Genomic DNA, 23,208 nt, shown 5'->3' on the forward strand with positions numbered 1-23,208 from the left:
TATCGGTGAATTCTAAAATACTTTCTCCTGTAAATTTTTCCATTCTTTAAATTTACATAAAAAGTATAAGTAATTATCCGAACACCTCAAAATATAAATTTGAAAAGAATTGCTGGATAAAATACGCCAGATAAAATCGGTTTGGCAATATGGCGGGTTTGGTGTTAAACCGAAGATTTTTGCTTCCTTTGAAGTTTAGTGATAATAGAAAATTTCGGCTTCTTTATCCCCGGTAGCGCGGATTTGCAATCCGTGCCCACAACTATAACCCATAATAAAAAGAAAATACTGGTTATGATTGCTTCGTTCCACGTAATAGCTCAATAATCCCTGACCGCACATATTTGTAATTCTGATAACGCAAAATAGCTCTGACATTATGCAATTTATGAACTTAAGAACATATTAAAAAGTTACAAAACGGCTGCTTTTCACAGGTATTTGAGTAAAAAAATCCCTTGATTTGTTACAAATGAATTCTGTATTGGGTTTAAGTTCATTTTACACCACAAGAAAAAACATTTTTTTTGTAATAAAAACCAACTATATTTACATAACAAGTTTGCACATTATTTAATTAACCAAAAACCTATTATGAAAGAATACAAAGTAGAAAGTTTAATTTATTACTCTAAATTGACTTTAGATTCAAAGCACATTGCCAATGATTCAAAAAAAGAAATTCAGGAAAAACTAGATGAATATGCAGCAAAAGGATATCGATTCACTACATCAACCTCAACAAATTTTGGTTCTGCCATTTATATTCACTTGTATTTTGAAAAAGATATTTAATCAAAGTAAGACAAGAAGATGTTTGATTGATTAAAAAATCCATGCTTACAATTGAGACCATTTCATTGCATGTTAACACTGAAATGGTCTTTTTGGTGTCGTAAAGCTATCGGCTCTTTGTGAATTTGTGCAATTTTTAGAACTTGAATTAATTTAAAAAATGAGAAAGCCGCAGACTTTCATCAAAACCCTCAAAATGCTAGTAATTAACAACAACTGAACGTAATGAAAAAAATACACTTCAATCACTTGACCTTTAAAAAATGGACGTCACTTTTAATGGTACTTTCTCTCGTTTGTATTCTAATTGGTGGATTTGAAATTTTTGAATTTGAATACAAAAGAACGAATAGAATGTTAGCATCAATAGGTTACTTATGCCAATTTATATATTTCAGTCAAATGTTTTGGTATAAAAATTATGTGGAATGGAATGCCTTGGGTATGAACATCAAAATAAATAGATTCATTAGTACTGCTATAAAATTTGAAAATGTGAAAATAATTGCATTAGACAACACTACTTTAAAAATAATTAAGCAATCTGGAAGCGAAAAAACATTCGAAATCCACAACATTGAAAGAAGTGATTTGGAATAACTCGTAACAATACTTCAACAAAATAGCGGGATTGAAAGCAGCTCGTTTTCTAGAAATTGAAAATTATAGATTAACGCTTACAAATACCAAAACTTCTTTACCTAAAATTAACACGCGCTACACGCAACCAAATACTCTTTTTGTTATATTTATAAAAACATTTCGCAATGAAAAAAATAGTACTTCTCCTGCTGGTTTCGTTTTTATTTATTTCCTGTTGGCCAACTACAGATAACGGCGAATTTACTCGGCAAGAATACAAACCAGTGATTATTGCCCGCAGCGCTTTGGAAAGTTCGATTGCTTTTCAAAACGCGCAACCCGTCATTAAATCAGGAAAAATATATATAAAAGACGATTTGATGTTTGTAAACGACGTAAACAAAGGATTTCATGTTTACGATTATGCAGATCCGAAAAATCCAATCCGGATGCACTTTATAAAAGCTCCGGGGGCCACTGACTTGGCGATTAGAGACAATACCATGTACATCAATCAAGCAGTAGATTTAGTAACGGCAACGTACAATCCTGCAACAAAAAAATTCCTAGTAACGAACAGAAACAGAAATGTTTTTCCGCAAAAGCAAGCGCCAAACGGCTTATATGGCTACACCAAAGAAAATGAAATAATAATCGATTGGACTTTAATTAAATAAGCAATGAAAAAAATTATATCTATTTTCGTTCTAGTGTTTGTATTGGGATGTTCGGATAGTGATACGACACAAACGGGAGACGTTGGTCAAGGAGGATCACTTGCTGTTTTTGCCATAAAAGGAAACTATTTATACAGTGTAGATCAGATGAAATTGAATGTATTCTCGTTAATCGATTCCGAAAAACCAGTAAAAGTCAATGAGATTCAAATAGGTTTTGACATAGAAACTCTATTTTCTTTTGGAGATAATCTTTTTATTGGATCTAGAAACGGAATGTTTATTTATTCTATTACAAATCCGGAAAACCCAATCAAATTATCGAGTGTGCAACACTTTACTGCTTGTGATCCTGTCATTGCCAATAGTACACATTCCTATGTAACCTTGAATTCAAATACAACGTGTGGAAATAATATAAACGTATTACAAGTTTATGACACCAAAGATCTTACGAATCCAAAATTAATTCACAGCAGAACACTTACGCAACCAAAAGGAATTGGTTTTTTTACTGCCGATTATTTATTTGTTTGTGATGATGTTATCAAAATATTTAACATTCAAAATCCCGCAGAACCCATCTTAGTGCATAGCATTGATAGAAATTGTTTTGATTTAATAATTAGAAACAACACTTTGTTTGCCATAGGAAATGGCGGTGTGTATCGCTATGAATTGAATCCGAGTAACATAAAAGATATAAAAGTTGTTAGCGAAGTCAAATTTTAATTTTCTAAGAAATACCGCTCTTCGATTCTCTTAATGTCTTTGATGGAATTTTTGGCCCAAGCCAAACGTTTCTCTAAAATTTCATTTTCAGTTAAATGCCAATCGATGTCTGAATTGCGCAATCGGTTGGTTAGGTTTTGAATAATGATTGCGGCAGATACTGAAATATTCAAGCTTTCGGTAAAACCGACCATTGGTATTTTTAGAAAACCATCGGCGCGTTGCAAAATTTCTTCGGATAATCCGTCTCTTTCTGTTCCAAAAAACAAGGCACTTGGTTTCGATATATCAAAATCATCCATCAAACAATCATTCTCGTGCGGTGTAGTGGCAATAATTTGATAGCCTTTACTTTTGAGCGTATCCACACAATTCGTGATACTATCGAAGGTGTTTATATCTACCCATTTTTGAGCGCCCATGGCAATTTCTTTATCGATACTTTTTCCGTAGCGTTGCTCAATTACATTTAATTCCTGAATTCCGAAGATTTCACAACTGCGCATCACCGCACTAGTATTGTGCATTTGGAAAATATCCTCCACAGCAATTGTAAAATGCTTGGTTCTGTTTTCCAATACTTTCAGGAATTTTTCTTTTCGGTTGTCAGTTAAAATATTTTCAAGAAAAGCGAGGTAATCGATATCAATCATTGGGAATTATTTTTTGCAAAAATAGTAAAAATAAAAAACAGCCACAGATTCACTGATTTCTTATTTCGTACAAAATATAAAACCAAAAATTAAATAAAACTTCATAGCAAATTCGCAGATTAAATCGTTTTTCTAATCCAAAAAAAATCTGGAAATCTGTGACAAAAAAAATGCAAATGCTAAAATTTCCAATTCTTTTTAATAATTTTAAACTTTCTATTTAAAGCCTAATCCAAAAAAAACCTGGAAATCTGTGGCAAAAAAAATGCAACTGCTAAAATTTTCAATTCTTTTTAATAATTTTAAACTTCCTATCTAAAGCCTAATTCAAAAAAAACCTGTGAATCTGTGGCGAAAAAACATAACTATGAAAAAGAAACTTGTCGTATTAACCGGAGCGGGAATTAGTGCCGAAAGTGGTATCAAAACTTTTCGTGACAGCGACGGACTTTGGGAAGGTCATAATGTCTTGGATGTGGCCACTCCTGAAGGCTGGCGTAAAAATCCGGCTTTGGTACTTGATTTTTACAATCAAAGACGAAAACAGCTTAAAGAAGTGCAGCCAAATTTAGGTCATCAGATTCTTGCTGAATTAGAAACCGATTTTGAGGTGTACATTATTACGCAAAATGTAGACGATTTACATGAACGCGCCGGAAGTTCGAAGGTTTTGCATTTGCATGGCGAATTATTGAAGGTGCGTAGTACAAAAAACTCAGATTACATTCTGGATTGGCAAGAGGATTTAAATTTTGGCGATTTCGACGAAAATAATAATCAATTGCGGCCGCATATTGTATGGTTTGGCGAAGAAGTTCCAGCGCTTGACCAGGCCATAACAATTACGCAAAGTGCGGATTATTTTGCGGTGATTGGAACCTCTTTGCAAGTATATCCTGCGGCTGGACTTATTGATTTCGCAGCTCGTGAAACGCCTATTTTTTATATTGATCCAAAACCTATTAAGATTCCAAATCTCCGAAATCCATTGGAAGTCATTCCAGAAGTAGCCTCGAAAGGAGTTGCTTTTTTAAGGGAAAAATTGCTCCAGAACTTGTAATAAAAAATGGCAATGGCAATGGCAAAAAATCAATTACAATTGCAATAAAAATCTAAACTTATAACCCATAACTTATAACTTATAACTATTTTTGTGCTTTTCGAACAAACAACTAAACAATGACTACTTTAAACGAATTGAATGCTATATCGCCAATCGACGGCAGATATAGAAATAAGACCATTTCTCTAGCTCCTTTTTTCTCAGAAGAGGCTTTAATCAAATACCGTGTATTGGTTGAAATTGAATATTTCATTGCTTTGTGCGAAGTGCCTTTGCCACAACTTGTAAACGTAAATCCAAATTTATTTGAAAGTTTACGTGACATTTATAAAAACTTTTCGACTGAAGATGCACTTTGGATTAAAGAAACGGAAAAAGTAACCAACCACGATGTAAAAGCAGTGGAATACTTTATAAAAGATGCGTTTGAAAAACTAGGTTTGTCCCAATATAAAGAGTTTATCCACTTTGGATTGACTTCCCAAGACATTAATAATACCGCGATTCCATTATCTACAAAAGAAGCTTTCGAGAAAGTATACATGCCTTCTTTGATTACTTTGACTTCTAAATTAAAAGATTTAAGTGTGGAATGGCGCGATATTCCAATGCTTGCCCGTACCCATGGTCAACCGGCTTCTCCAACGCGTTTGGGGAAAGAAATAGGTGTTTTTGTAGAGCGTTTAGAAGAGCAAATGCGTTTATTATTTAATATTCCGTTTGCGGCTAAATTTGGTGGTGCAACCGGAAATTACAATGCACATCATGTGGCTTATCCACAAATTGACTGGAGAAAATTTGGAGGGAAATTTGTGGAAGAAAACCTAGGTTTACATCACTCCTTCCCTACGACACAAATTGAACATTACGATCATTTTGCTGCCTTTTTTGATGCGTTGAAAAGAATAAATACGATCATCATTGATTTAGATCGAGACATTTGGACGTACGTATCTATGGAATATTTTAAGCAAAAAATCAAAGCAGGAGAAATAGGTTCTTCAGCCATGCCGCATAAAGTAAATCCGATTGATTTTGAAAATTCAGAAGGTAATTTAGGAATTGCCAATGCGATTTTTGAACATCTATCAGCTAAATTGCCATTATCAAGATTGCAACGTGATTTAACGGATAGTACGGTTTTAAGAAATATTGGCGTACCCATAGGACATACTTTAATCGCTTTTGAAGCTACTTTGAAAGGATTGAACAAATTGCTATTGAATGAGCCGAAATTCCACGAGGATTTAGAAAAAAACTGGGCTGTCGTTGCTGAGGCTATTCAGACTATTTTACGTCGTGAAGGATATCCTAATCCGTATGAAGCGTTGAAAGGATTGACTAGAACCAACGAAGCGATTGATAAAAATGCCATTCATGGATTTATTGCTACTCTTGATGTTTCAGATGAAATCAAAGCTGAATTGATGCAAATTACACCTAGCAATTTCTTAGGAATATAGATTAACAAAATTATTCGATTTTATAAAATCCCGTTGAAAAGAAACAATAAATTCTCTTCAACGGGATTTTTGTTGCTAAAAAAATCATAAAAAGCTGTTTTTCGTATTAATTATACTTTTAAAATTAAAGTTTTTTTATACCTTACCACAATACACAAAAATCTAAAAAACAAGCAAACGCCGATGAATACCGCGGAAACAGTTGCAAACGTATCGCACCACGTACAGCCCCTAATTAGAGATTTAGGATTAATCTTGATGACAGCAGCAGTAGCCGTTTTATTATTTAGATTAATAAAACAGCCACTTGTTTTGGGTTATTTAATTGCCGGATTTTTAGCTGGTAATCATTTTGCTTTTTTCCCTTCCGTAAAAGACATTAAAAGCGTTGAAGTTTGGGCAGAAATCGGAGTAATATTTCTATTATTTAGTTTAGGACTCGAATTCAGTTTCAAAAAATTAATGAAAGTAGGAGGAACCGCTTCTATCACTGCTGTAACACAAATCATTACTATGGTTTCGCTCGGCTATTTGGTAGGACAATGGATTGGATGGAAATCCATGGATAGCCTCTTTTTAGGAGTCATTTTATCAATATCTTCTACAACTATTATTCTAAAAACGTTTGAAGAACTTGGTGTAAAAACTCAAAAATTCGCCGGAATTGTCGTTGGCTCCCTGATTGTCCAGGATATTGTCGCTATTTTATTGATGGTCTTACTTTCTACAATTGCAGTCAGTCAGCAGTTTTCAGGAAGTGAACTGATTTTATCCGTTTTTAAACTGATTTTTTTCTTAATAATATGGTTCGTAGGAGGAATCTTTTTTATCCCAACTTTACTCAAAAAAGCAAAAAACATATTGACGGACGAAATGTTATTAATCATCTCACTTGCCTTATGTTTGATGATGGTTATTCTTGCTGCAAATGTAGGGTTTTCTCCTGCGCTAGGCGCTTTTATCATGGGATCCATCATTGCTGAAACCACTCAGGCAGAACACATTGAGCATTTAGTTAAACCGGTAAAAGACCTTTTTGGAGCTGTTTTTTTTGTGTCAGTAGGGATGTTAATTAATCCAGAAACGTTGTATGAATATGCCTTTCCCGTGGCTCTTTTGACATTGGTAGTGCTTCTAGGTCAATCTATTAGTTCAACAATTGGAGCCCTACTTGCTGGACAACCTTTAAAGCAATCGGTGCAAACTGGGATGAGTTTATCGCAGATTGGGGAATTCTCCTTTATTATCGCTACTCTTGGAATGACATTGAATGTAACTAGTGATTTTCTCTATCCTATTGTAGTGGCAGTTTCAGCAGTTACCGCTTTTACAACACCATTTATGGTAAAATTCTCTACTCCATTCTCCGAATATCTAGAAAAAAAATTACCGCGAAAATGGATCAAGAAAATTGAACGATATAGTGCTAATACGCAATCGATTAAATTAGTGAGCAATTGGCAAATAGTAGTCCGAGCTTTTTTGACCCAAGTCGTGATTCACTCCGTAATTATTGTTGCGGTTACGTTGCTGTCATCTAAATTCATTTTGCCATTAGTAGAAGGATCTCCTTTTGCAAACATATTTGGCGCACTAATTACTTTAGTGATCATTTCTCCCTTTTTATGGGCGCTTTCCTTGCGTCGTGTCGCTGTCAAAGAAGTAGCCATCCTAAGAGAGGAACGCAAATACCGTGGACCAATTTTGATGATGATTCTAATGCGGATGCTTTTAGCACTTTTTTATATTGGCTTTTTATTGAATATCTTTTTCTCTCCAATAATCGCTTTTATATCACTGATTTCGGCCGTCGTGATCTACTTTGTCTTTCCAAAAAAATTAAATGCACAATATCATAAAATTGAAGGCCACTTTCTCAAAAATTTAAATGCCAGAGAAATCAAAAAAGTTATCAGAAGCCGCAGTGATTTGACTCCTTGGGACGGACACATGTCCACATTTGATATTGCTCCAACTTCAAATATTGCAGGTAAAACACTGAATGAGCTCAGAATAAGAGAACAATTAGGTATTAATATTGCCTTTATCAAAAGAGGAGAAATTATGATTAATATCCCCAATAAAAATGAACGTTTATTTCCAGGAGATGAAATTTGTATTATTGGAACAGACAAACAAGTGAAAGAATTTAAATCCTATTTGCATCAAAATGAAATAGAAGTTCCTGAAATTTCTGAGACGGACATCATCTTAAAACAACTTGAACTTAAAGACGAAGAATTTATTGGTGCAACGATCCGTGATTCTCAATTGCGGGAAAAAACGAATGCCTTAATTGTAGGAATTGAAAGAAGCGGAAGACGAATTCTTAATCCAGAATCCAATATGATTTTAGAAAAAAATGACATTCTTTGGGTCGTGGGAAGCAAAAAACTATTGACCACTTTTTTCAAAAATTAAACAAAAAAACAATTAGATGGATTAACCGCTTTTATACGATTAGCTGATTAATTCCTAAAAAACCGAAGAATGTCTTTAAATAAATTACTTCGGGGCAGAGCCCCAGAAGTAGTAGCGAAATAACAGCCAAAGATTCACAGATTTTCAATACTCTTTTTTAATCTGTGAATCTGTGGCTAAAAAAATCGAAGCAAAGCTTCGAGGAATTAAACCTAAAGAGATTAAATCCTGTTAGAATGATTTATTATTTTGACGGGATTTTCAGTTTGTCAGCTATTACAAGTAAAAAAATAGCTTTTCAGCCAATTGCTATAAAAAATACTAAACAATATTTTATATCTTTCAATAATTTTAAAAAGGTCAAAAAACACTGTAAATCAGACATTAAGCAGTTGTAAATTTCTGAAAAAGACATAGTTAACCACTAAATTTTATGGCAAAAAATAAAATTTTAATCTTATTTTCTCATCCATTATTCGAAAAATCGCACGCGAACAAGGCTTTGGTGGAAAATATTCCCCATTCAGAAAACATCACTTTTCATGATTTATACGAAGAATATCCCAATTTTGATATTGATGTAAAGCACGAGCAAGTTCTATTGAGCCAACACGATATCATTATTTGGCATCATCCAATGTATTGGTACAGCTGCCCTCCATTAATGAAACAATGGATTGATATGGTATTAGAACACAACTGGGCGTATGGAAAAAAAGGAAAAGCACTACAGGACAAAATTATATTTCAGGTCATTACCACTGGAGGTGACAAGGAGAATTATTGCGAAACAGGGAGTGATCGTTATAGTATTGTTGAATTGCTGGAACCGTTCAATCAAACGGCAAAAGTATGTAACATGCTCTACTTACCTCCTTTTGTAGTTCATGGAACTCATAACATGGCCAAAGAAGATTATGAGAAAAACGGAGTAGTTTATGGCTATTTACTTGACTATTTAGAAAACAATGATTTGGATTCTGATACCATTTTGCAATACCATTATTTGAACGAATGGTTTGCTACAATACAAGTTTAATATGGATACCAATTTTTTATTACAAGCAATCATTTATTTATCGGCCGCAGTAATTTGCGTTCCTATTGCTAAAAAGCTAGGCTTAAGTTCTATATTGGGCTACTTATTGGCTGGAATCGTAATTGGTCCTTATGTTTTGGGATTTATTGGTCAGGAAGGTGAGGACATTATGCATTTTGCTGAATTTGGTGTTGTGATGATGCTATTTTTAATTGGTCTGGAACTAGAACCCCGCAAGTTTTGGAAAATGCGAAAATTCATCCTCGGAATGGGATCTTCTCAAGTACTAGGAACCACTGTACTTTTATTTGTTGGATGTCTTATTTTTATGGATTGGAAATGGGAAACTGCCTTAGCTATTTCGCTTGCACTCGCCTTATCCTCAACGGCAATTGTGCTGCAAACTTTAAAAGAGAAAGGATTATTGAATACATCAGTAGGCCATTCCTCCTTTGCCGTTTTACTGTTTCAGGATATCGCTGTGATCCCAATATTAGCTTTTTTACCGCTACTTTCAACTGTAAACCTTGAAGTGACTAGTGATGCGCCACAATCCTTAATTTCTGGATTTCCAAGCTGGTTGCAAACTCTAATTGTTCTGGGGATTATATCGACTATTTATTTTGCCGGTCGTTATGTATTTGTTCCGCTATTGCATATAATTGCAAAAACTAGGTTACAAGAATTGTTTACTGCCTCTGCATTATTACTAGTAGTTGGCGTCTCGTACTCGATGCAGTTGGTTGGATTAAGTCCTGCACTAGGTGCTTTTATGGCTGGAGTTGTATTGGCTAACTCGGAATTTCGACATGAATTAGAAGGAGATATTGCGCCATTTAAGGGATTGCTTTTAGGCCTTTTTTTCCTTGGCGTTGGCGCATCAATAAACTTTCAATTAATTATTGAAAATCCTCTTTTCATTTTTATTTTTGGAGCCATCCTAACTTTGGTAAAATTTGTAGTTTTATTTGTAATTAGTAGATTTCACAAAAAAAATACCAACCAAAACCTTTTGTTTGCTTTTGGTTTGAGTCAAGCCGGGGAATTTGGTTTTGTAATCATGAGTTTTTGCATGCAATTGAATATTATTCCTAGTGTTTTGGCAAATCAAGTGATGGCGGTAATCGCCATGAGTATGCTTGCAACTCCTTTTTTATTGCTAATAAACGAGCGAATAATTTATCCCAATTCCAGAATCAAAGAAAAAGTAACGGAAATTAATAAAGATGATGATTTCATAGATGAAGACAATCCTGTTATCATTGCTGGTTTTGGTCATTTTGGCAGTACAGTAGGGCGTTTATTGAGAGCAAATAAAGTTACATCGACTATTCTTGATTATGATTCTGATCGAATTGATTTGTTACGAAAAATGGGTTTCAAAGTGTATTATGGAGATGCAACACGATTGGAATTGCTGAAAGCGGCTGGTTGTGAAAACGCCAAACTTTTTATTGCAGCGATAGACAATCCATCTGTAAATTTGCAAGTGATTGGAACATTAAAAAAACATTTTCCGCACTTGAAAATCTTGACCCGTGCCCGAAATCGAAATGATGCTTATGAACTAATCGATCATAAAGTCGAGCATATTTACAGAGAAACATTATACAGCGCTGTAAATATGGGTGTTGACGCCTTAGTAGAATTAGGCCATCGCAAGTATTCAGCCACTAGACAAGGACGGCAATTTATAAAATATGACGAAATTACCACTCGTAAATTAGCTGAAAAACGTCATGATAAAATGGCGTACCTCATTACTATTAAAGAAGAAATTGAACTACAGGAACAGTTACTAAAAAGCGATCTATATTCGCAGATTGCAGCAACAAACCATAGTTGGGATAGTGAACATTTGAAAAACAACCTCTCTGAACCCGCCGATTAGAAATTATTTTATAAATAAAAAGGCATAATTAAAATCCTAAATGGAAATTAATTATGCCTTTTTCTATGGTTTTTAAACTATTATTTTACTGGAATCGTCGCTAGAATTTCCAATACAAATTTCCAAAATTTCTGAGAAGAGGAAATACTCGCTCTTTCGTCTGGAGAGTGAGCTCCATGAATGGTTGGTCCAAAAGAAATCATATCCATATCTGGATAATTGGTTCCCAGAATTCCACATTCTAATCCAGCATGACACGCTACTACTTTTGGTTTTTCACCGTTTTGTTTCTCGTAAATTGGAACTAAAACATCTAAAATTTCTGATTCTGAATTGGGTGTCCAACCCGGATAAGATCCTGAAAATTCCACTTCGCAACCCATTAGTTCAAAGGCAGAACGCAAGGCATTAGCCAAATCAAATTTAGAAGTTTCAACCGAAGAACGTGTTAAACATTGTACTGTAAGTTGTCCGTCTCCCACAATTACTTTGGCAATATTATTAGAGGTTTCTACTAGATCGTCAAAATCAGCGCTCATTCTATACACCCCATTATGAGCAGTGTACATGGATCTTACAAAGTAAAACTGAGCAATTGTTGGCATTACTTTAGCAGCAGCTGCATCCATTTTTTCAAAAACAACTTCTAAATTGGGTTCCGTTGTTTTAAACTCGGTTTTGATTTCGTTAACAATTTGCTGCATGTCAAAAACAAAAGCTTCATCATACACCTCTGCAATAATAACCTTCGCCATACTTTCACGAGGAATAGCATTACGTAAACTTCCTCCTTTTATTTCTGAAATTTGCAAACCAAAATTATCAAAACCATCAAACAACAATCGGTTCATGATTTTATTCGCATTACCCAAGCCTTTGTGAATATCCATTCCTGAATGTCCGCCTTTCAAACCTTTTACAGTAATGGTGTACCCTACTGAACCTTCTGGAGTTTCCTCTTCATCATATTCTGCTGTTGCAGTAACATCAATTCCTCCTGCACAACCAATGTCGATTTCATCATCTTCCTCAGTATCCATATTCAATAAAATCTGACCCTGCAGAATACCGCCTTTTAGGTTCAACGCTCCAGTCATTCCTGTTTCTTCGTCAATGGTAAACAAAGCTTCGATTGCAGGATGAGGAATATCAGTACTTTCTAATATTGCCATGATAGCTGCAACTCCAAGACCGTTATCAGCACCAAGCGTAGTTCCGCGAGCACGAACCCAATCTCCATCTACATACATATCGATTCCTTGTGTATCAAAATCAAAAACAGTATCTGCATTTTTTTGGTGCACCATATCCAAATGTCCTTGAAGCACAATTGCTTTTCGGTTCTCCATTCCAGCAGTTGCCGGTTTGCGAATGATAACATTGCGAATATCATCTTCAAAAGTTTCTAATCCAAGGCTTTCGCCAAAGTTCTTCATGAATGCAATTACTCTATCTTCTTTTTTAGAAGGACGTGGAACCGCATTTAAATCGGCAAACTTATTCCACAGCGCTTTTGGTTCTAAATTTCTTATTTCTTGACTCATTTATGTTTGTTTGATGTTTAACAATTTAAGATTCCAAAGTTACAAAGTTTAAATTCGTTTTTCCCTTTACAAAGTTAATTATCATTTAAAATTCGCGAAATCATTTGGGCGTGCCACCACCATAAAAAGGGGCTTCCTATTTTTGTAAATACAAAGCCCCTTTCTATAGTGCTGTCAGGTGATACGCACTACTTCGGTAGTTTGCTTCTCCCCTTCACGCGAGAACTGGAAATAGAAAACGTTTTGCACTAGAATGACAACGCAAGTAAACTTAATCCGATATTTATAAAAAATCTTTATATTTAGCCTTGATTATTGTAAACATAAATCCATGAAACAAATCTCACTAACGATTTTTTTAATGTTTTCACTATTTGCTCATACTCAAAACATGTTTAAATACGAAAAGGAGGTTAGTGCTCAGGAAAACTATATTTTTGAAGAAATAGATTTTCAAAATACTGACGAAAAAATTGCACTTTCAGGAACTTTATTAAAGCCTAGAACTGATTTTGAAAAAATAATTTTTATCGTTCCCGGGAGTGGGAAAGATACTCGCTATTCGCATTTTATTTTAGCTGAGGAATTTTTAAAAAATGGAATTGCAGTTTATCGTTTTGATGAGCGAGGAATTGGAAAGTCCGAGGGAAAATATTCTGAGTCTGCTCAAGATTTATCGAAAGATTTATTCTTTGCTGTAGCACAAGTGAGTAATAAATATAAAAGTAAAAAAATAGGTGTTGTCGGGCATAGTCTAGGCGGCATAGCAGCATGTCAATTACTTAAAAAGAATAGTACTCTAGACTTTATAATTTTAATAGAAACTCCAATTATTAAAAACGGCTCCTTTCTTCTAAATCAGTTTAAGATGGATTATGAAAACAGTATTTCACAGCAGATGCGTAAAGGAAAAACGAAAGATGAACTCTTGAATTTCTTTGATGGATATATAAAAATAATATCCAACAGTGCTCAACATTTGCTGAAAAAAAATGTAAAAAATTATATTGATCAGCAAGGATTTGATAAAAGATTTTCAATGTTATTAAATGATACTTTCTTTGTCGAAATGGCTCAAACTAATCTTGAGGAAACAATAAAAAATAGCACCACAAAAATTTTATACCTAACTGGCACACAAGATAAAATAATCAATTATAAAGAAGAGTTAAGAATACTTGAATCGTTTCAAAATCCTAATATTGAAGTACATATATTTGAAGAACTGAATCATTGGTTAACAGATAAAAAAGGTGTTACAGGTTCTTCTCTGTATCAAATGGATCATGACCCGCTTTCGATAATCATAAACCGGGTGCGATTACACTAATTACTTAATTTTGATAAATAGTTAGGAGTACGAGCTACGTAAAATTACACTTTTTATCAAAAGCAAAAATCTCTATATTTACCATTCATAAAATAGCACTAAAACTACCGATTCGTGAAATCAAAATACATTCTTCCTTTATTCTTGGTTTTTCAAATAATTGGTTTACAAATTCTTCCTTACTTTCCCTTGCAAGTAGAACACTACTACAGCAACGGCCTCTACCCGATTATTTCTAATTTTTCCAGAATTGTTTTAGGGAAAATTCCTTTTTCAGTCGGTGATCTCCTTTATTTTATTCTAATTATTCTTGGAATCAAGTGGATTTTTGCAAAAAGAAAAACGTGGAAAACAGATTGGAAAAATAATGTTTTAGCGATTTTAAGTTTTCTGTCGGTTTTTTATTTTTGTTTTCATTTACTGTGGGGTTTAAATTATTACCGCCAACCGCTGTTTAAAAAAATGAATATTGAACGCGATTATACCGATGCTGATCTTTTGATTTTTACCCAAAAATTAATCGCTAGAACAAATGCCATTCAAATGCAGATTACAAAGAATGATAGCTTAAAAATAGTAATGCCCTATTCAAAAGAACAGATTTTTGAAATGAATCTGAACGGTTATAAAGCACTTTCAAAACAGCATTTCTTTTTTTTGTACAACAATCCAAGTAGTAAAAAATCATTATTTAGTTTGCCGTTAACTTATATGGGTTTTGGAGGGTATTTGAATCCATTTACGAATGAAGCACAAGTAAATTATTTGGGACCTATGTACAGTTTTCCTATGACAACCAATCACGAAATGGCACACCAAATGGGTTTTGCCAGTGAAAGTGAATGCAACTTTATCGGCTTTCTAGCATCCATAAAAAATGAAGATTTATACATTCAATATTCCGGTTATAGTATGGCTTTACGCTATTGCTTAGGGAATTGGCAAGCGAGAGATGAGGCTGTTTTTAAACAATTATTGAAAACGGTCAATACCGGAATTTTAAAAAACTACAAAGAAAGCGAAGATTTCTGGAAGCAATATGACACAATTATTGACAAAGGGTTCCATGCTTTTTATGATCAATTCCTCAAAATAAACCAGCAAAAGGATGGCCTAGAGAGTTATAACAAATATGTGAATTTGATGGTAAATTACTATAAGGGAAAAGAGTTTTAGGTTTTGGGTTATCTGTTTTCTGTTTTGGGTTTTCTGTTTTCTGTTTTGGGTTATCTGTTTTCTGTTTTGGGTTTTCTGTTTTCTGTTGTGGGTTTTCTGTTTTGGGTTTTCGGTTATCTGTTTTGGGGTTTCGGTTATCTGTTGTGGGTTTTCGGTTAGTGACTACTTATTTGACGTTATCAGCTTTGCGTTAGTAAATTAATAGTGAGGTTTGAAATTAATTTTTGGTAAGTCATAAAAAGCATTTCTACACACGAATTCCTTTACTACATTTCATCACTAGTAAACGTGGTAAAACTTTTCTTTTTAAACGGTCTGATAATCAAACGACCCTCGCGGTCAAAACGAATGTAATTATAAACCCAATTTAAGAAAACTACTGCTTTATTTTTAAATCCAATTAGTGAAAATAAATGTACAAACATCCAAACAAACCAAGCAAAAACGCCACTGAAATGGTACTTGGGTAAATCGACAACTGCTTTATTTCTTCCAATTGTTGCCATAGAACCTTTATCATTATACTCGAAAGCTTCCATGGGCTTATTTTGAATTAATTTTACCAGATTTTCCCCCAATAATTCCCCCTGTTGCATGGCCGGTTGTGCCATCATAGGATGTCCTTGCGGATAGGTTTCAGATTCCATCGAGGCAATATCACCCACAGCAAAAATATTTTCATATCCCACTACTTGATTGAATTCGTTTACTCGGATGCGCTCTACCTTTTCTACTAAAGATCGTGCATCTAATCCGGCTACAATAGCACCTTGCACACCTGCAGTCCAAATAACAGTTGCGGTTTCAAAGGTTAAATCGGAATTAGTGGTGATCGTACGTCCATCGTAGTTCGTAACTCGGACGTTTTTCCAAATTTTCACACCTAAACTAACAAGAAATTTTTCAGCTGCTTGTGAGGATTTCTCACTCATGGTATTCAGGATACGGTCGCCACTTTGAATTAGGTTAATTTCCATTTTGGCAATATCAAGATCAGGATAATCTTTTTGCAGAATCGCTTTTTTCATTTCGGCCAAAGCGCCAGAAAGCTCTACTCCTGTTGGTCCGCCACCAACCAACACAAAATTGATAAGGCTGTTTTGTTCGGCTACATCAGTAGTTAAAACGGCTTGTTCAAAATTTTCAAGAATCAAACTGCGTATGTTGAGCGATTGCGGTATGGTTTTCATAGCCATACTGTTGCGCTCAATTTCTTTATTGCCAAAATAATTGGTCTTCGAGCCGGTAGCAATCACCAAATAATCATAACTTAATTCGCCTATCTCAGCAATTACTTTTTGATTTTTAGTATCTATTTCTTGAACATTGGTGAGCCTAAAATAAACGTCATCGTATTCCTGAATTACTTTTCGGATTGGGTAGGCTATAGAACCCGCTTCCAGACCGCCAGTAGCTACTTGATATAATAAAGGCTGAAAATTATGGTAATTGTGCTTGTCTAAAAGAACCACCTGAACTTTTTTATTTTTTAGCTTTTTGGACAATGCAATTCCTGCGAAGCCACCTCCTATAATTACTATTCTGGGTAAAGCTGAATTTGGGATGTTCATTTTTAAAATAGAATGATGAATTACAAAGTTAGTAAAGATTTAAGAAATTAGCTACCAACGACTTACATTATAAAATTAAAATAAATTCAGTAAACAGCCACCAAATAACAAAAAAAAGGTGTAAAACACTTGTAATTACGATTCTATTATTACTATTTTAGCTACTTAATTAATTATAACCAAAAAAATATTTGCCTTATGAAAAAAAGAATTTCAGTTGTTGTGGTCTCCTTATCGATGCTTGTTTTGCTAAATAGCTGTGGTGTTATGTTTGGTGGTAGTAGGTACGAAGGTACAATTGTTGCCAAGGACCGACCAAACGCAGCAATTTACGTTGATGGCCAAAAAATGGGTGACGGACAAGTTACCGCATTATTTCCAAGAAATAAAGCCTTAAACGTAGAATTAAAAGAAGAAGGTTGCGATCCTAAAAAACAAACTTTTAATACTGCTTTTAGAACTGGAAACTTTATCTTAAGCGTTGTATCGTTTGGATTATTGGGTCTTGGAGTAGATTTAGGGACTGGTGCAGCCTATAAACCAGATCACATCAATAATCCTGCTGTTAAAAAAGTTAGCGATAAAAAATATACTTTTAATGTTGATTATTCTGAATGTAAAAAATAGTATAATACTTTTTTACACTTATCAAAAGCCTTTTATGAAATTCATAAAAGGCTTTTTCAAACCCTTTTCTCCTTCTTTTCACACTTAAATAAAACTGAATACTGTTAATAGTGAAACTTTGGTTTTCAAACTACAATTTTGTAAAGTCTCCATTGATAGCCCTTAGTCGTTTATTGTAAAAGTAGGAATGTGATTTGACAATTTGTATTTACCAACTGTTGTTGTGAAATACAAAATGGGTAAATTAGCCCCGATGGAAGTGGAAATCCTTTTTTTTCTGATTTTTTTTCAGAAAAAAAGATTGAAATGTACAGCGGGACGACTCTTTTTTTGTGAAGTGAAAATTTTTGTGCTCCAAAAAAAAGGAAGCATTGTAACAAAAACCAGTATTGACTTACTAACGTATATACTATGAGTGAAAATCTAGAACAATCTTTTGTAAAACAGCTGCAGGAAAACCAGAATATAATCCACAAGATTTGTAGGTTGTATACTAATGGCGATGATGCGCACAAGGATTTGTTTCAGGAAATTACAATCCAGTTGTGGAAGGCTTTTCCGAAATTCAGGGGAGACAGTAAGTTTTCTACTTGGGCGTACCGAGTCGCGCTCAACACGGCGATTACTTTGTACCGAAAAACAAAACGATCCATATACACGATAGAATTTGAAGGTCGCCAACATTTTCTGAATGATGTGGAATATGATTATGAAGAAGAGGAACAATTAAAGCTAATGTACAAGGCAGTTTACCAACTAAATGATATTGAAAAGGCGCTGATCTTTATGTATCTAGAGGACAAAGATTATCACGAAATAGCGGAAACACTAGGAATTAGTGAGGTAAATGCGAGAGTAAAAATGAATAGGATAAAAGGGAAATTAAAAAAAATATTAAATCCATTAGGAATATGAAAGAGCTGGATTTATTAAAGAAAGACTGGCAGAAAGATGATCACTCTTTTGAACAAGTATCAGAAATCGAAATTTATAAAATGATTCATAAAAAATCATCTTCTATTGTGAAGTGGATTTTGATCATCAGTATTTTAGAGGTATTATTATGGACCTGTCTTAGCGTTTGTTTTGATTCGGATGAGTATTTAGAAAAAATACAACATAGCGAGTTCATTACTTATTTTGAGGTGTTGAACTATGCTAATTATGCAGTCATATTAGTTTTTATTTATTTATTTTACAAAAATTATATTCTAATATCGACAACTGCTTCTACCAAACAATTGATGAAGGATATTTTAAAAACACGCAAAACAGTTCAATATTATGTTTGGTACAATCTAGCAATGCTAGTATTTAGCTTGATAATTGGATTCATCATTGCCTTTGTTTACAATCCTGAAATGGAGGTCTTAAAAGAGAAAATCGCCGAAAACAACAAGGTAATGGCGATTACAATAGGTGTTTTATTCCTGATCAGCCTTTTATTATTTGGTTTATTATGGTTGTTTTACAGATTATTATACGGAATTCTATTGCGTCGTTTGTATGTGAATTATAAGGAATTAAAGAAAATAGATTTATAGACCCTTGTTATTAATAGAGTTAAATTTAAAATCGACCCGCGATTAAATCGGAAGTCCTTTTTTGGGTTCCTACTTTGAAAGACCTAGAATCATTTAGGTAAACAACATTGATTTTTACAAACTAATTTAGATTATAAGCTTTAGACTAACAAACCTTACATATATATTGGTTGTGTTTTTGTAATGCTCTATATTTGCATTCTTAAAATATCAAACAATGATTAAGATTACTTTGCCCGACGGGTCAATTAAAGAGTTTGCTCTTGGTGTAACACCTATGGATGTTGCTAAAAGCATTAGTGAAGGATTTGCTAGAAATGTGATTTCAGCTTCTTTTAGTGGTACAACAATTGAGACCAGTACACCATTGACGACGGACGGAAATCTTATTCTTTACACTTGGAATGACGCTGATGGAAAGAAAGCATTTTGGCATTCTACTTCGCATGTGATGGCACAGGTTCTTGAGGAGATGTATCCTGGAATCAAATTAACGCTAGGACCTGCAATCGCAAATGGTTTTTATTATGATGTAGATTTTGAAGATCATAAAATTACAGACGCAGATTTCAAAAAAATTGAAGACAGAGTTCTTGAAATTTCAAGAGGAAAACATGAATTCAAATTACGTCCTGTATCAAAAGCGGATGCCTTGGAATTATACAAAGACAACGTTTATAAAACAGAACTAATTACCAATCTTGAGGACGGAACAATTACGTTCTGTGATCATGACACTTTTACTGATTTATGCCGCGGTGGTCATATTCCAAATACTGGAATTATCAAAGCAATGAAAATTATGAGTGTTGCCGGAGCTTACTGGCGTGGTGATGAAAAAAACAAACAACTAACTCGTGTTTATGGAACTTCATTTCCAAAACAAAAAGACCTTACAGAATATTTAGTTTTACTTGAAGAAGCAAAACGCAGAGATCACAGAAAACTAGGTAAGGAACTTGAATTGTTTGCGTTTTCTGCAAAAGTAGGTGCAGGATTACCATTATGGTTGCCAAAAGGAGCTGCATTAAGAGATCGATTGGAACAGTTCTTGAAAAAAGCACAAAAAAAAGGGGGCTATGAGCAAGTTGTAACCCCTCATATTGGTCAAAAAGAATTGTATGTAACATCTGGTCATTATGCAAAATATGGTGCTGATAGTTTTCAACCTATAAGTACACCGCATGAGGGAGAAGAGTTTCTATTAAAACCGATGAACTGTCCACATCACTGTGAAATTTATAATGTTAGACCATGGTCCTACAAAGATTTACCAAAACGTTATGCTGAATTTGGTACGGTTTATAGATACGAACAAAGTGGTGAATTACACGGTTTGACTCGGGTGCGAGGGTTTACTCAGGACGATGCGCATATATTTTGTACTCCAGATCAATTAGACGAAGAATTTAAAAAAGTAATTGACTTAGTACTTTACGTTTTCGGTTCTTTAGGATTTGAAAATTTCACGGCTCAAATATCATTAAGAGACAAAGAAAATAGAGATAAATACATTGGTACTGATGAAAACTGGGAAAAAGCGGAGAATGCGATCATCAGTGCAGCGGCAGATAAAGGCTTAAACACGGTTATTGAATATGGCGAAGCTGCTTTCTATGGTCCAAAATTGGATTTCATGGTTAAAGATGCTTTGGGCAGACAATGGCAATTAGGAACTATTCAAGTCGATTATAACCTTCCAGAGCGTTTTGATTTAACTTATAAAGGTTCTGACAACGAATTGCATAGACCCGTAATGATTCACAGAGCCCCGTTTGGTTCCATGGAACGATTTATAGCCATATTATTAGAGCACACAGCAGGAAATTTCCCACTGTGGTTAATACCTGAACAGGCTATTATATTGTCTTTGAGTGAGAAATATGAAATATATGCGAAAAAAGTTTTAGATTTGCTAGAAAATCACGAAATTCGCGCCCTGATTGATAACAGAAATGAGACTATAGGCAAGAAAATCAGGGATGCAGAAATGCAAAAAATCCCGTTTATGCTGATTGTTGGTGAAGAAGAGGAGAAAAATGGAACAATTTCTATCCGTCGTCATGGTCAGGAAGGAAAAGGAAATATCAGCGTTACAATAGAAGAATTTGTTGCTATTGTAAATGAAGAAATAAATAAAACATTAAAAGTATTTACAGTTTAACTTAAATTATAAAGTCATAGCAATAAGAAGCAACAGAGGTTACCAACCTCGCGTAGAAAAAAAAGATGCACACAGAATTAATAGTCTGATTCGTGGTGTACAAGAAGTGAGACTTGTAGGTGAAAATATTGAGCCTGGAGTTTTTAAACTATCAGAAGCTTTAAGATTAGCTGACCAGTTTGAATTGGATTTAGTTGAGATTTCGCCCAATGCTGAGCCTCCAGTTTGTAAAATCATGGATTACAAAAAATTTGTTTACGAGCAAAAGAAACGTGATAAAATCCTAAAAGCGAAATCTACACAAGTAGTCGTTAAGGAAATCCGTTTTGGTCCTCAAACAGATGAGCATGATTATGAGTTTAAGAGAAAAAATGCAGAAAAATTCTTAAAAGAAGGTGCTAAATTGAAAGCATTCGTTTTCTTTAAAGGACGTTCGATTATCTATAAAGATCAAGGTCAAATCTTATTATTAAGATTAGCAACAGATCTTGAAGAATTTGGTAAAGTAGAAGCGATGCCAGTTCTTGAAGGAAAGAGAATGATTATGTTCATTGCTCCTAAGAAGAAGAAATAAAATCCTCCCCCAACCCCTACTTCGGAGGGGACAAGAAACTCTAGCAAGAATTCAAGGGAGAATAAAAATATTACTTCTCGGCTCCTTCCCCACCGGGGAGGACTGGGGAGTGGAAAGATAAGTAAGTAAGAATAAATTAAAACACTAGGAAAAAATGCCTAAAATGAAAACCAAATCTAGCGCCAAGAAACGTTTTAAAGTTACTGGTTCTGGAAAGATTAAAAGAAAGCATGCTTTTAAAAGTCATATCTTGACCAAAAAGTCTAAAAAACGTAAATTAGCATTGACACACTCTGCGCTAGTTCACAAAACAGATATGAAAAGTATCAAACAACAATTAAGAATTATATAATTTAGTAATCAGTCGTCAGCTCTTAGTAAGCAGTTTCTAACTGAACACTAAAATCTGAAAACTAAACACTTTTTTAAATTCTTTAGGTTAAAACAATTTAAAATAACCTTGGAGTATGGCCATTAAGTGCTTTTGATTCAATTCAAGCCGCCTGCTACAAAAAAACAATAAAATTATGCCAAGATCGGTAAATTCAGTTGCAAAAAGAGCAAGAAGAAAAAAAATAATGAAGCAAGCCAAAGGTTTCTTTGGTAGACGTAAAAACGTTTGGACAGTTGCTAAGAATGCGGTAGAGAAAGCAATGTGCTACGCTTACCGTGACAGAAAAGTGAATAAAAGAAATTTCCGCGCTTTGTGGATTCAACGTATCAACGCTGGAGCCAGATTGGAAGGAATGTCTTATTCACAATTCATGGGTAAAGTAAAAAAGCATAACATCGAATTGAACCGTAAAGTTCTAGCCGATTTAGCTATGAACCACCCAGTAGCTTTCAAAGCAATACTTAATAAAGTAAAATAAACGTTTTATCAACACAATTTAGATTACTTACTTACCTTTATCTGAACTTGTTTCAGATTATAAAACCCATTCGCCAACGCGAATGGGTTTTTTTATTTTAGAGCTACTTCATGCACAAATGATACGGAAGATATCGACGAAAGATTCAAAAAACAATCTCATTTCGTACTTGTATCGACGATTAACAGTTTATCAGCAGTTGCTAGTCCTAGAGATGAAACAGTTCGAATACTACTGCCCCAAAAGTAATTATAAAACCAAATTACTTGTTTATAACCTGCAAATTACTATTATCATAAATGTTACGTTCCCCGATTTTATTACTCCTACTATCGATTTATGTCTATTCTTCTTATAACAATTCAAACATTAAATCAAACGCTCTTACTGCAAATTGGATAAACCAGTTGATGATGTGCCACTCTTTCCAGTAAAAAAGAGGTACGGATTCCGGTTGAAGATATGCCACTTTTTAAACTTAAATTAGGAT

21 protein-coding genes are annotated in these 23,208 nt (G+C 34.2%); 18 read left to right on the plus strand and 3 right to left on the minus strand.

Annotated elements, in window-relative coordinates; genetic code table 11:
- Positions 1-594: 594 nt before the first annotated feature.
- The 4 genes from IWX83_RS15815 (at position 595) to IWX83_RS15830 (ending at position 2,786) form a co-directional block, all read left to right on the plus strand.
- The gene (locus IWX83_RS15815) at positions 595-795 is read left to right on the plus strand and encodes a DUF4177 domain-containing protein (protein ID WP_073355212.1); all 201 of its coding nucleotides are present in this window, start codon (positions 595-597) and stop codon (positions 793-795) included.
- A gap of 225 nt (positions 796-1,020) precedes the next feature.
- A complete protein-coding gene (locus IWX83_RS15820) occupies positions 1,021-1,395 on the plus strand; it encodes a hypothetical protein (RefSeq protein ID WP_073355210.1) in 375 nt (124 codons plus the stop codon).
- Between the two features lie 167 nt (positions 1,396-1,562).
- Complete coding sequence (locus tag IWX83_RS15825; protein ID WP_196831140.1) at positions 1,563-2,054, plus strand: hypothetical protein; 492 nt, start codon at positions 1,563-1,565, stop codon at positions 2,052-2,054.
- Positions 2,055-2,057: 3 nt separating this feature from the next.
- The gene (locus tag IWX83_RS15830; protein WP_196831142.1) at positions 2,058-2,786 is read left to right on the plus strand and encodes a hypothetical protein; all 729 of its coding nucleotides are present in this window, start codon (positions 2,058-2,060) and stop codon (positions 2,784-2,786) included.
- On the opposite strand, the gene IWX83_RS15835 is transcribed toward IWX83_RS15830, so the two are convergent.
- Positions 2,783-3,439: an RNA methyltransferase gene (locus IWX83_RS15835; RefSeq protein WP_073355204.1), complete on the minus strand. Its 657-nt coding sequence runs from the start codon at positions 3,437-3,439 to the stop codon at positions 2,783-2,785. The genes IWX83_RS15830 and IWX83_RS15835 overlap by 4 nt on opposite strands.
- A 367-nt stretch (positions 3,440-3,806) precedes the next feature.
- Here IWX83_RS15835 and IWX83_RS15840 point away from each other — a divergent pair, with 367 nt between their 5' ends.
- The 5 genes from IWX83_RS15840 (at position 3,807) to IWX83_RS15860 (ending at position 11,316) form a co-directional block, all read left to right on the plus strand.
- The gene (locus IWX83_RS15840; protein WP_196831144.1) at positions 3,807-4,499 is read left to right on the plus strand and encodes an NAD-dependent deacylase; all 693 of its coding nucleotides are present in this window, start codon (positions 3,807-3,809) and stop codon (positions 4,497-4,499) included.
- Positions 4,500-4,618: 119 nt separating this feature from the next.
- Complete coding sequence (gene purB, locus IWX83_RS15845; protein ID WP_196831146.1) at positions 4,619-5,965, plus strand: adenylosuccinate lyase; 1,347 nt, start codon at positions 4,619-4,621, stop codon at positions 5,963-5,965.
- 183 nt (positions 5,966-6,148) lie between these two features.
- Positions 6,149-8,386, plus strand: a complete 2,238-nt coding sequence (locus tag IWX83_RS15850; RefSeq protein ID WP_196831153.1) for a cation:proton antiporter — start codon at positions 6,149-6,151, stop codon at positions 8,384-8,386.
- Positions 8,387-8,819: 433 nt separating this feature from the next.
- Positions 8,820-9,425: an NAD(P)H-dependent oxidoreductase gene (locus IWX83_RS15855; RefSeq protein WP_073355198.1), complete on the plus strand. Its 606-nt coding sequence runs from the start codon at positions 8,820-8,822 to the stop codon at positions 9,423-9,425.
- 1 nt (position 9,426) lies between these two features.
- Positions 9,427-11,316, plus strand: coding sequence for a monovalent cation:proton antiporter-2 (CPA2) family protein (locus IWX83_RS15860; RefSeq protein ID WP_196831162.1), 1,890 nt, complete (start codon positions 9,427-9,429; stop codon positions 11,314-11,316).
- An 80-nt stretch (positions 11,317-11,396) separates the two neighbouring features.
- Here IWX83_RS15860 and IWX83_RS15865 read toward each other — a convergent pair whose 3' ends face one another.
- Positions 11,397-12,860, minus strand: coding sequence for an aminoacyl-histidine dipeptidase (locus IWX83_RS15865; protein ID WP_196831164.1), 1,464 nt, complete (start codon positions 12,858-12,860; stop codon positions 11,397-11,399).
- Between the two features lie 331 nt (positions 12,861-13,191).
- Here IWX83_RS15865 and IWX83_RS15870 point away from each other — a divergent pair, with 331 nt between their 5' ends.
- A complete protein-coding gene (locus IWX83_RS15870) occupies positions 13,192-14,190 on the plus strand; it encodes an alpha/beta fold hydrolase (RefSeq protein ID WP_196831166.1) in 999 nt (332 codons plus the stop codon).
- A gap of 114 nt (positions 14,191-14,304) precedes the next feature.
- Positions 14,305-15,366 (plus strand): DUF3810 domain-containing protein, encoded by a 1,062-nt coding sequence (locus IWX83_RS15875; RefSeq protein ID WP_196831168.1) that lies wholly within the window; start codon positions 14,305-14,307, stop codon positions 15,364-15,366.
- 266 nt (positions 15,367-15,632) lie between these two features.
- Here the strand turns inward: IWX83_RS15875 and IWX83_RS15880 are convergent, their stop codons facing one another.
- Positions 15,633-16,937 (minus strand): NAD(P)/FAD-dependent oxidoreductase, encoded by a 1,305-nt coding sequence (locus IWX83_RS15880; RefSeq protein WP_196831170.1) that lies wholly within the window; start codon positions 16,935-16,937, stop codon positions 15,633-15,635.
- Between the two features lie 198 nt (positions 16,938-17,135).
- Between IWX83_RS15880 and IWX83_RS15885 the strand changes: the two genes are divergently transcribed.
- From IWX83_RS15885 to rplT, 7 genes are all read left to right on the plus strand, one after another.
- Complete coding sequence (locus tag IWX83_RS15885; protein ID WP_073355189.1) at positions 17,136-17,564, plus strand: hypothetical protein; 429 nt, start codon at positions 17,136-17,138, stop codon at positions 17,562-17,564.
- 411 nt (positions 17,565-17,975) lie between these two features.
- Entirely contained in the window at positions 17,976-18,479 is a 504-nt protein-coding gene (locus tag IWX83_RS15890; protein ID WP_073355185.1) for an RNA polymerase sigma factor, read from the plus strand.
- The gene (locus IWX83_RS15895; protein WP_196831172.1) at positions 18,476-19,108 is read left to right on the plus strand and encodes a hypothetical protein; all 633 of its coding nucleotides are present in this window, start codon (positions 18,476-18,478) and stop codon (positions 19,106-19,108) included. The genes IWX83_RS15890 and IWX83_RS15895 overlap by 4 nt, the downstream gene beginning before the upstream one ends.
- A gap of 217 nt (positions 19,109-19,325) precedes the next feature.
- The gene (gene thrS / locus IWX83_RS15900; protein WP_196831174.1) at positions 19,326-21,272 is read left to right on the plus strand and encodes a threonine--tRNA ligase; all 1,947 of its coding nucleotides are present in this window, start codon (positions 19,326-19,328) and stop codon (positions 21,270-21,272) included.
- Between the two features lie 16 nt (positions 21,273-21,288).
- Positions 21,289-21,846 carry a translation initiation factor IF-3 gene (infC, locus tag IWX83_RS15905; RefSeq protein WP_370273076.1) on the plus strand — a complete coding sequence of 186 codons (558 nt, stop codon included), beginning with the start codon at positions 21,289-21,291 and terminating at the stop codon, positions 21,844-21,846.
- A 154-nt stretch (positions 21,847-22,000) separates the two neighbouring features.
- Positions 22,001-22,198: a 50S ribosomal protein L35 gene (rpmI, locus tag IWX83_RS15910; RefSeq protein WP_022827375.1), complete on the plus strand. Its 198-nt coding sequence runs from the start codon at positions 22,001-22,003 to the stop codon at positions 22,196-22,198.
- A 175-nt stretch (positions 22,199-22,373) separates the two neighbouring features.
- A complete protein-coding gene (rplT, locus tag IWX83_RS15915) occupies positions 22,374-22,718 on the plus strand; it encodes a 50S ribosomal protein L20 (protein WP_066077922.1) in 345 nt (114 codons plus the stop codon).
- The last annotated feature ends 490 nt before the right edge of the window (positions 22,719-23,208 follow it).

This window comes from Flavobacterium sp. CG_9.1 (assembly GCF_015751645.1).
Lineage (GTDB): Bacteria > Bacteroidota > Bacteroidia > Flavobacteriales > Flavobacteriaceae > Flavobacterium > Flavobacterium xanthum.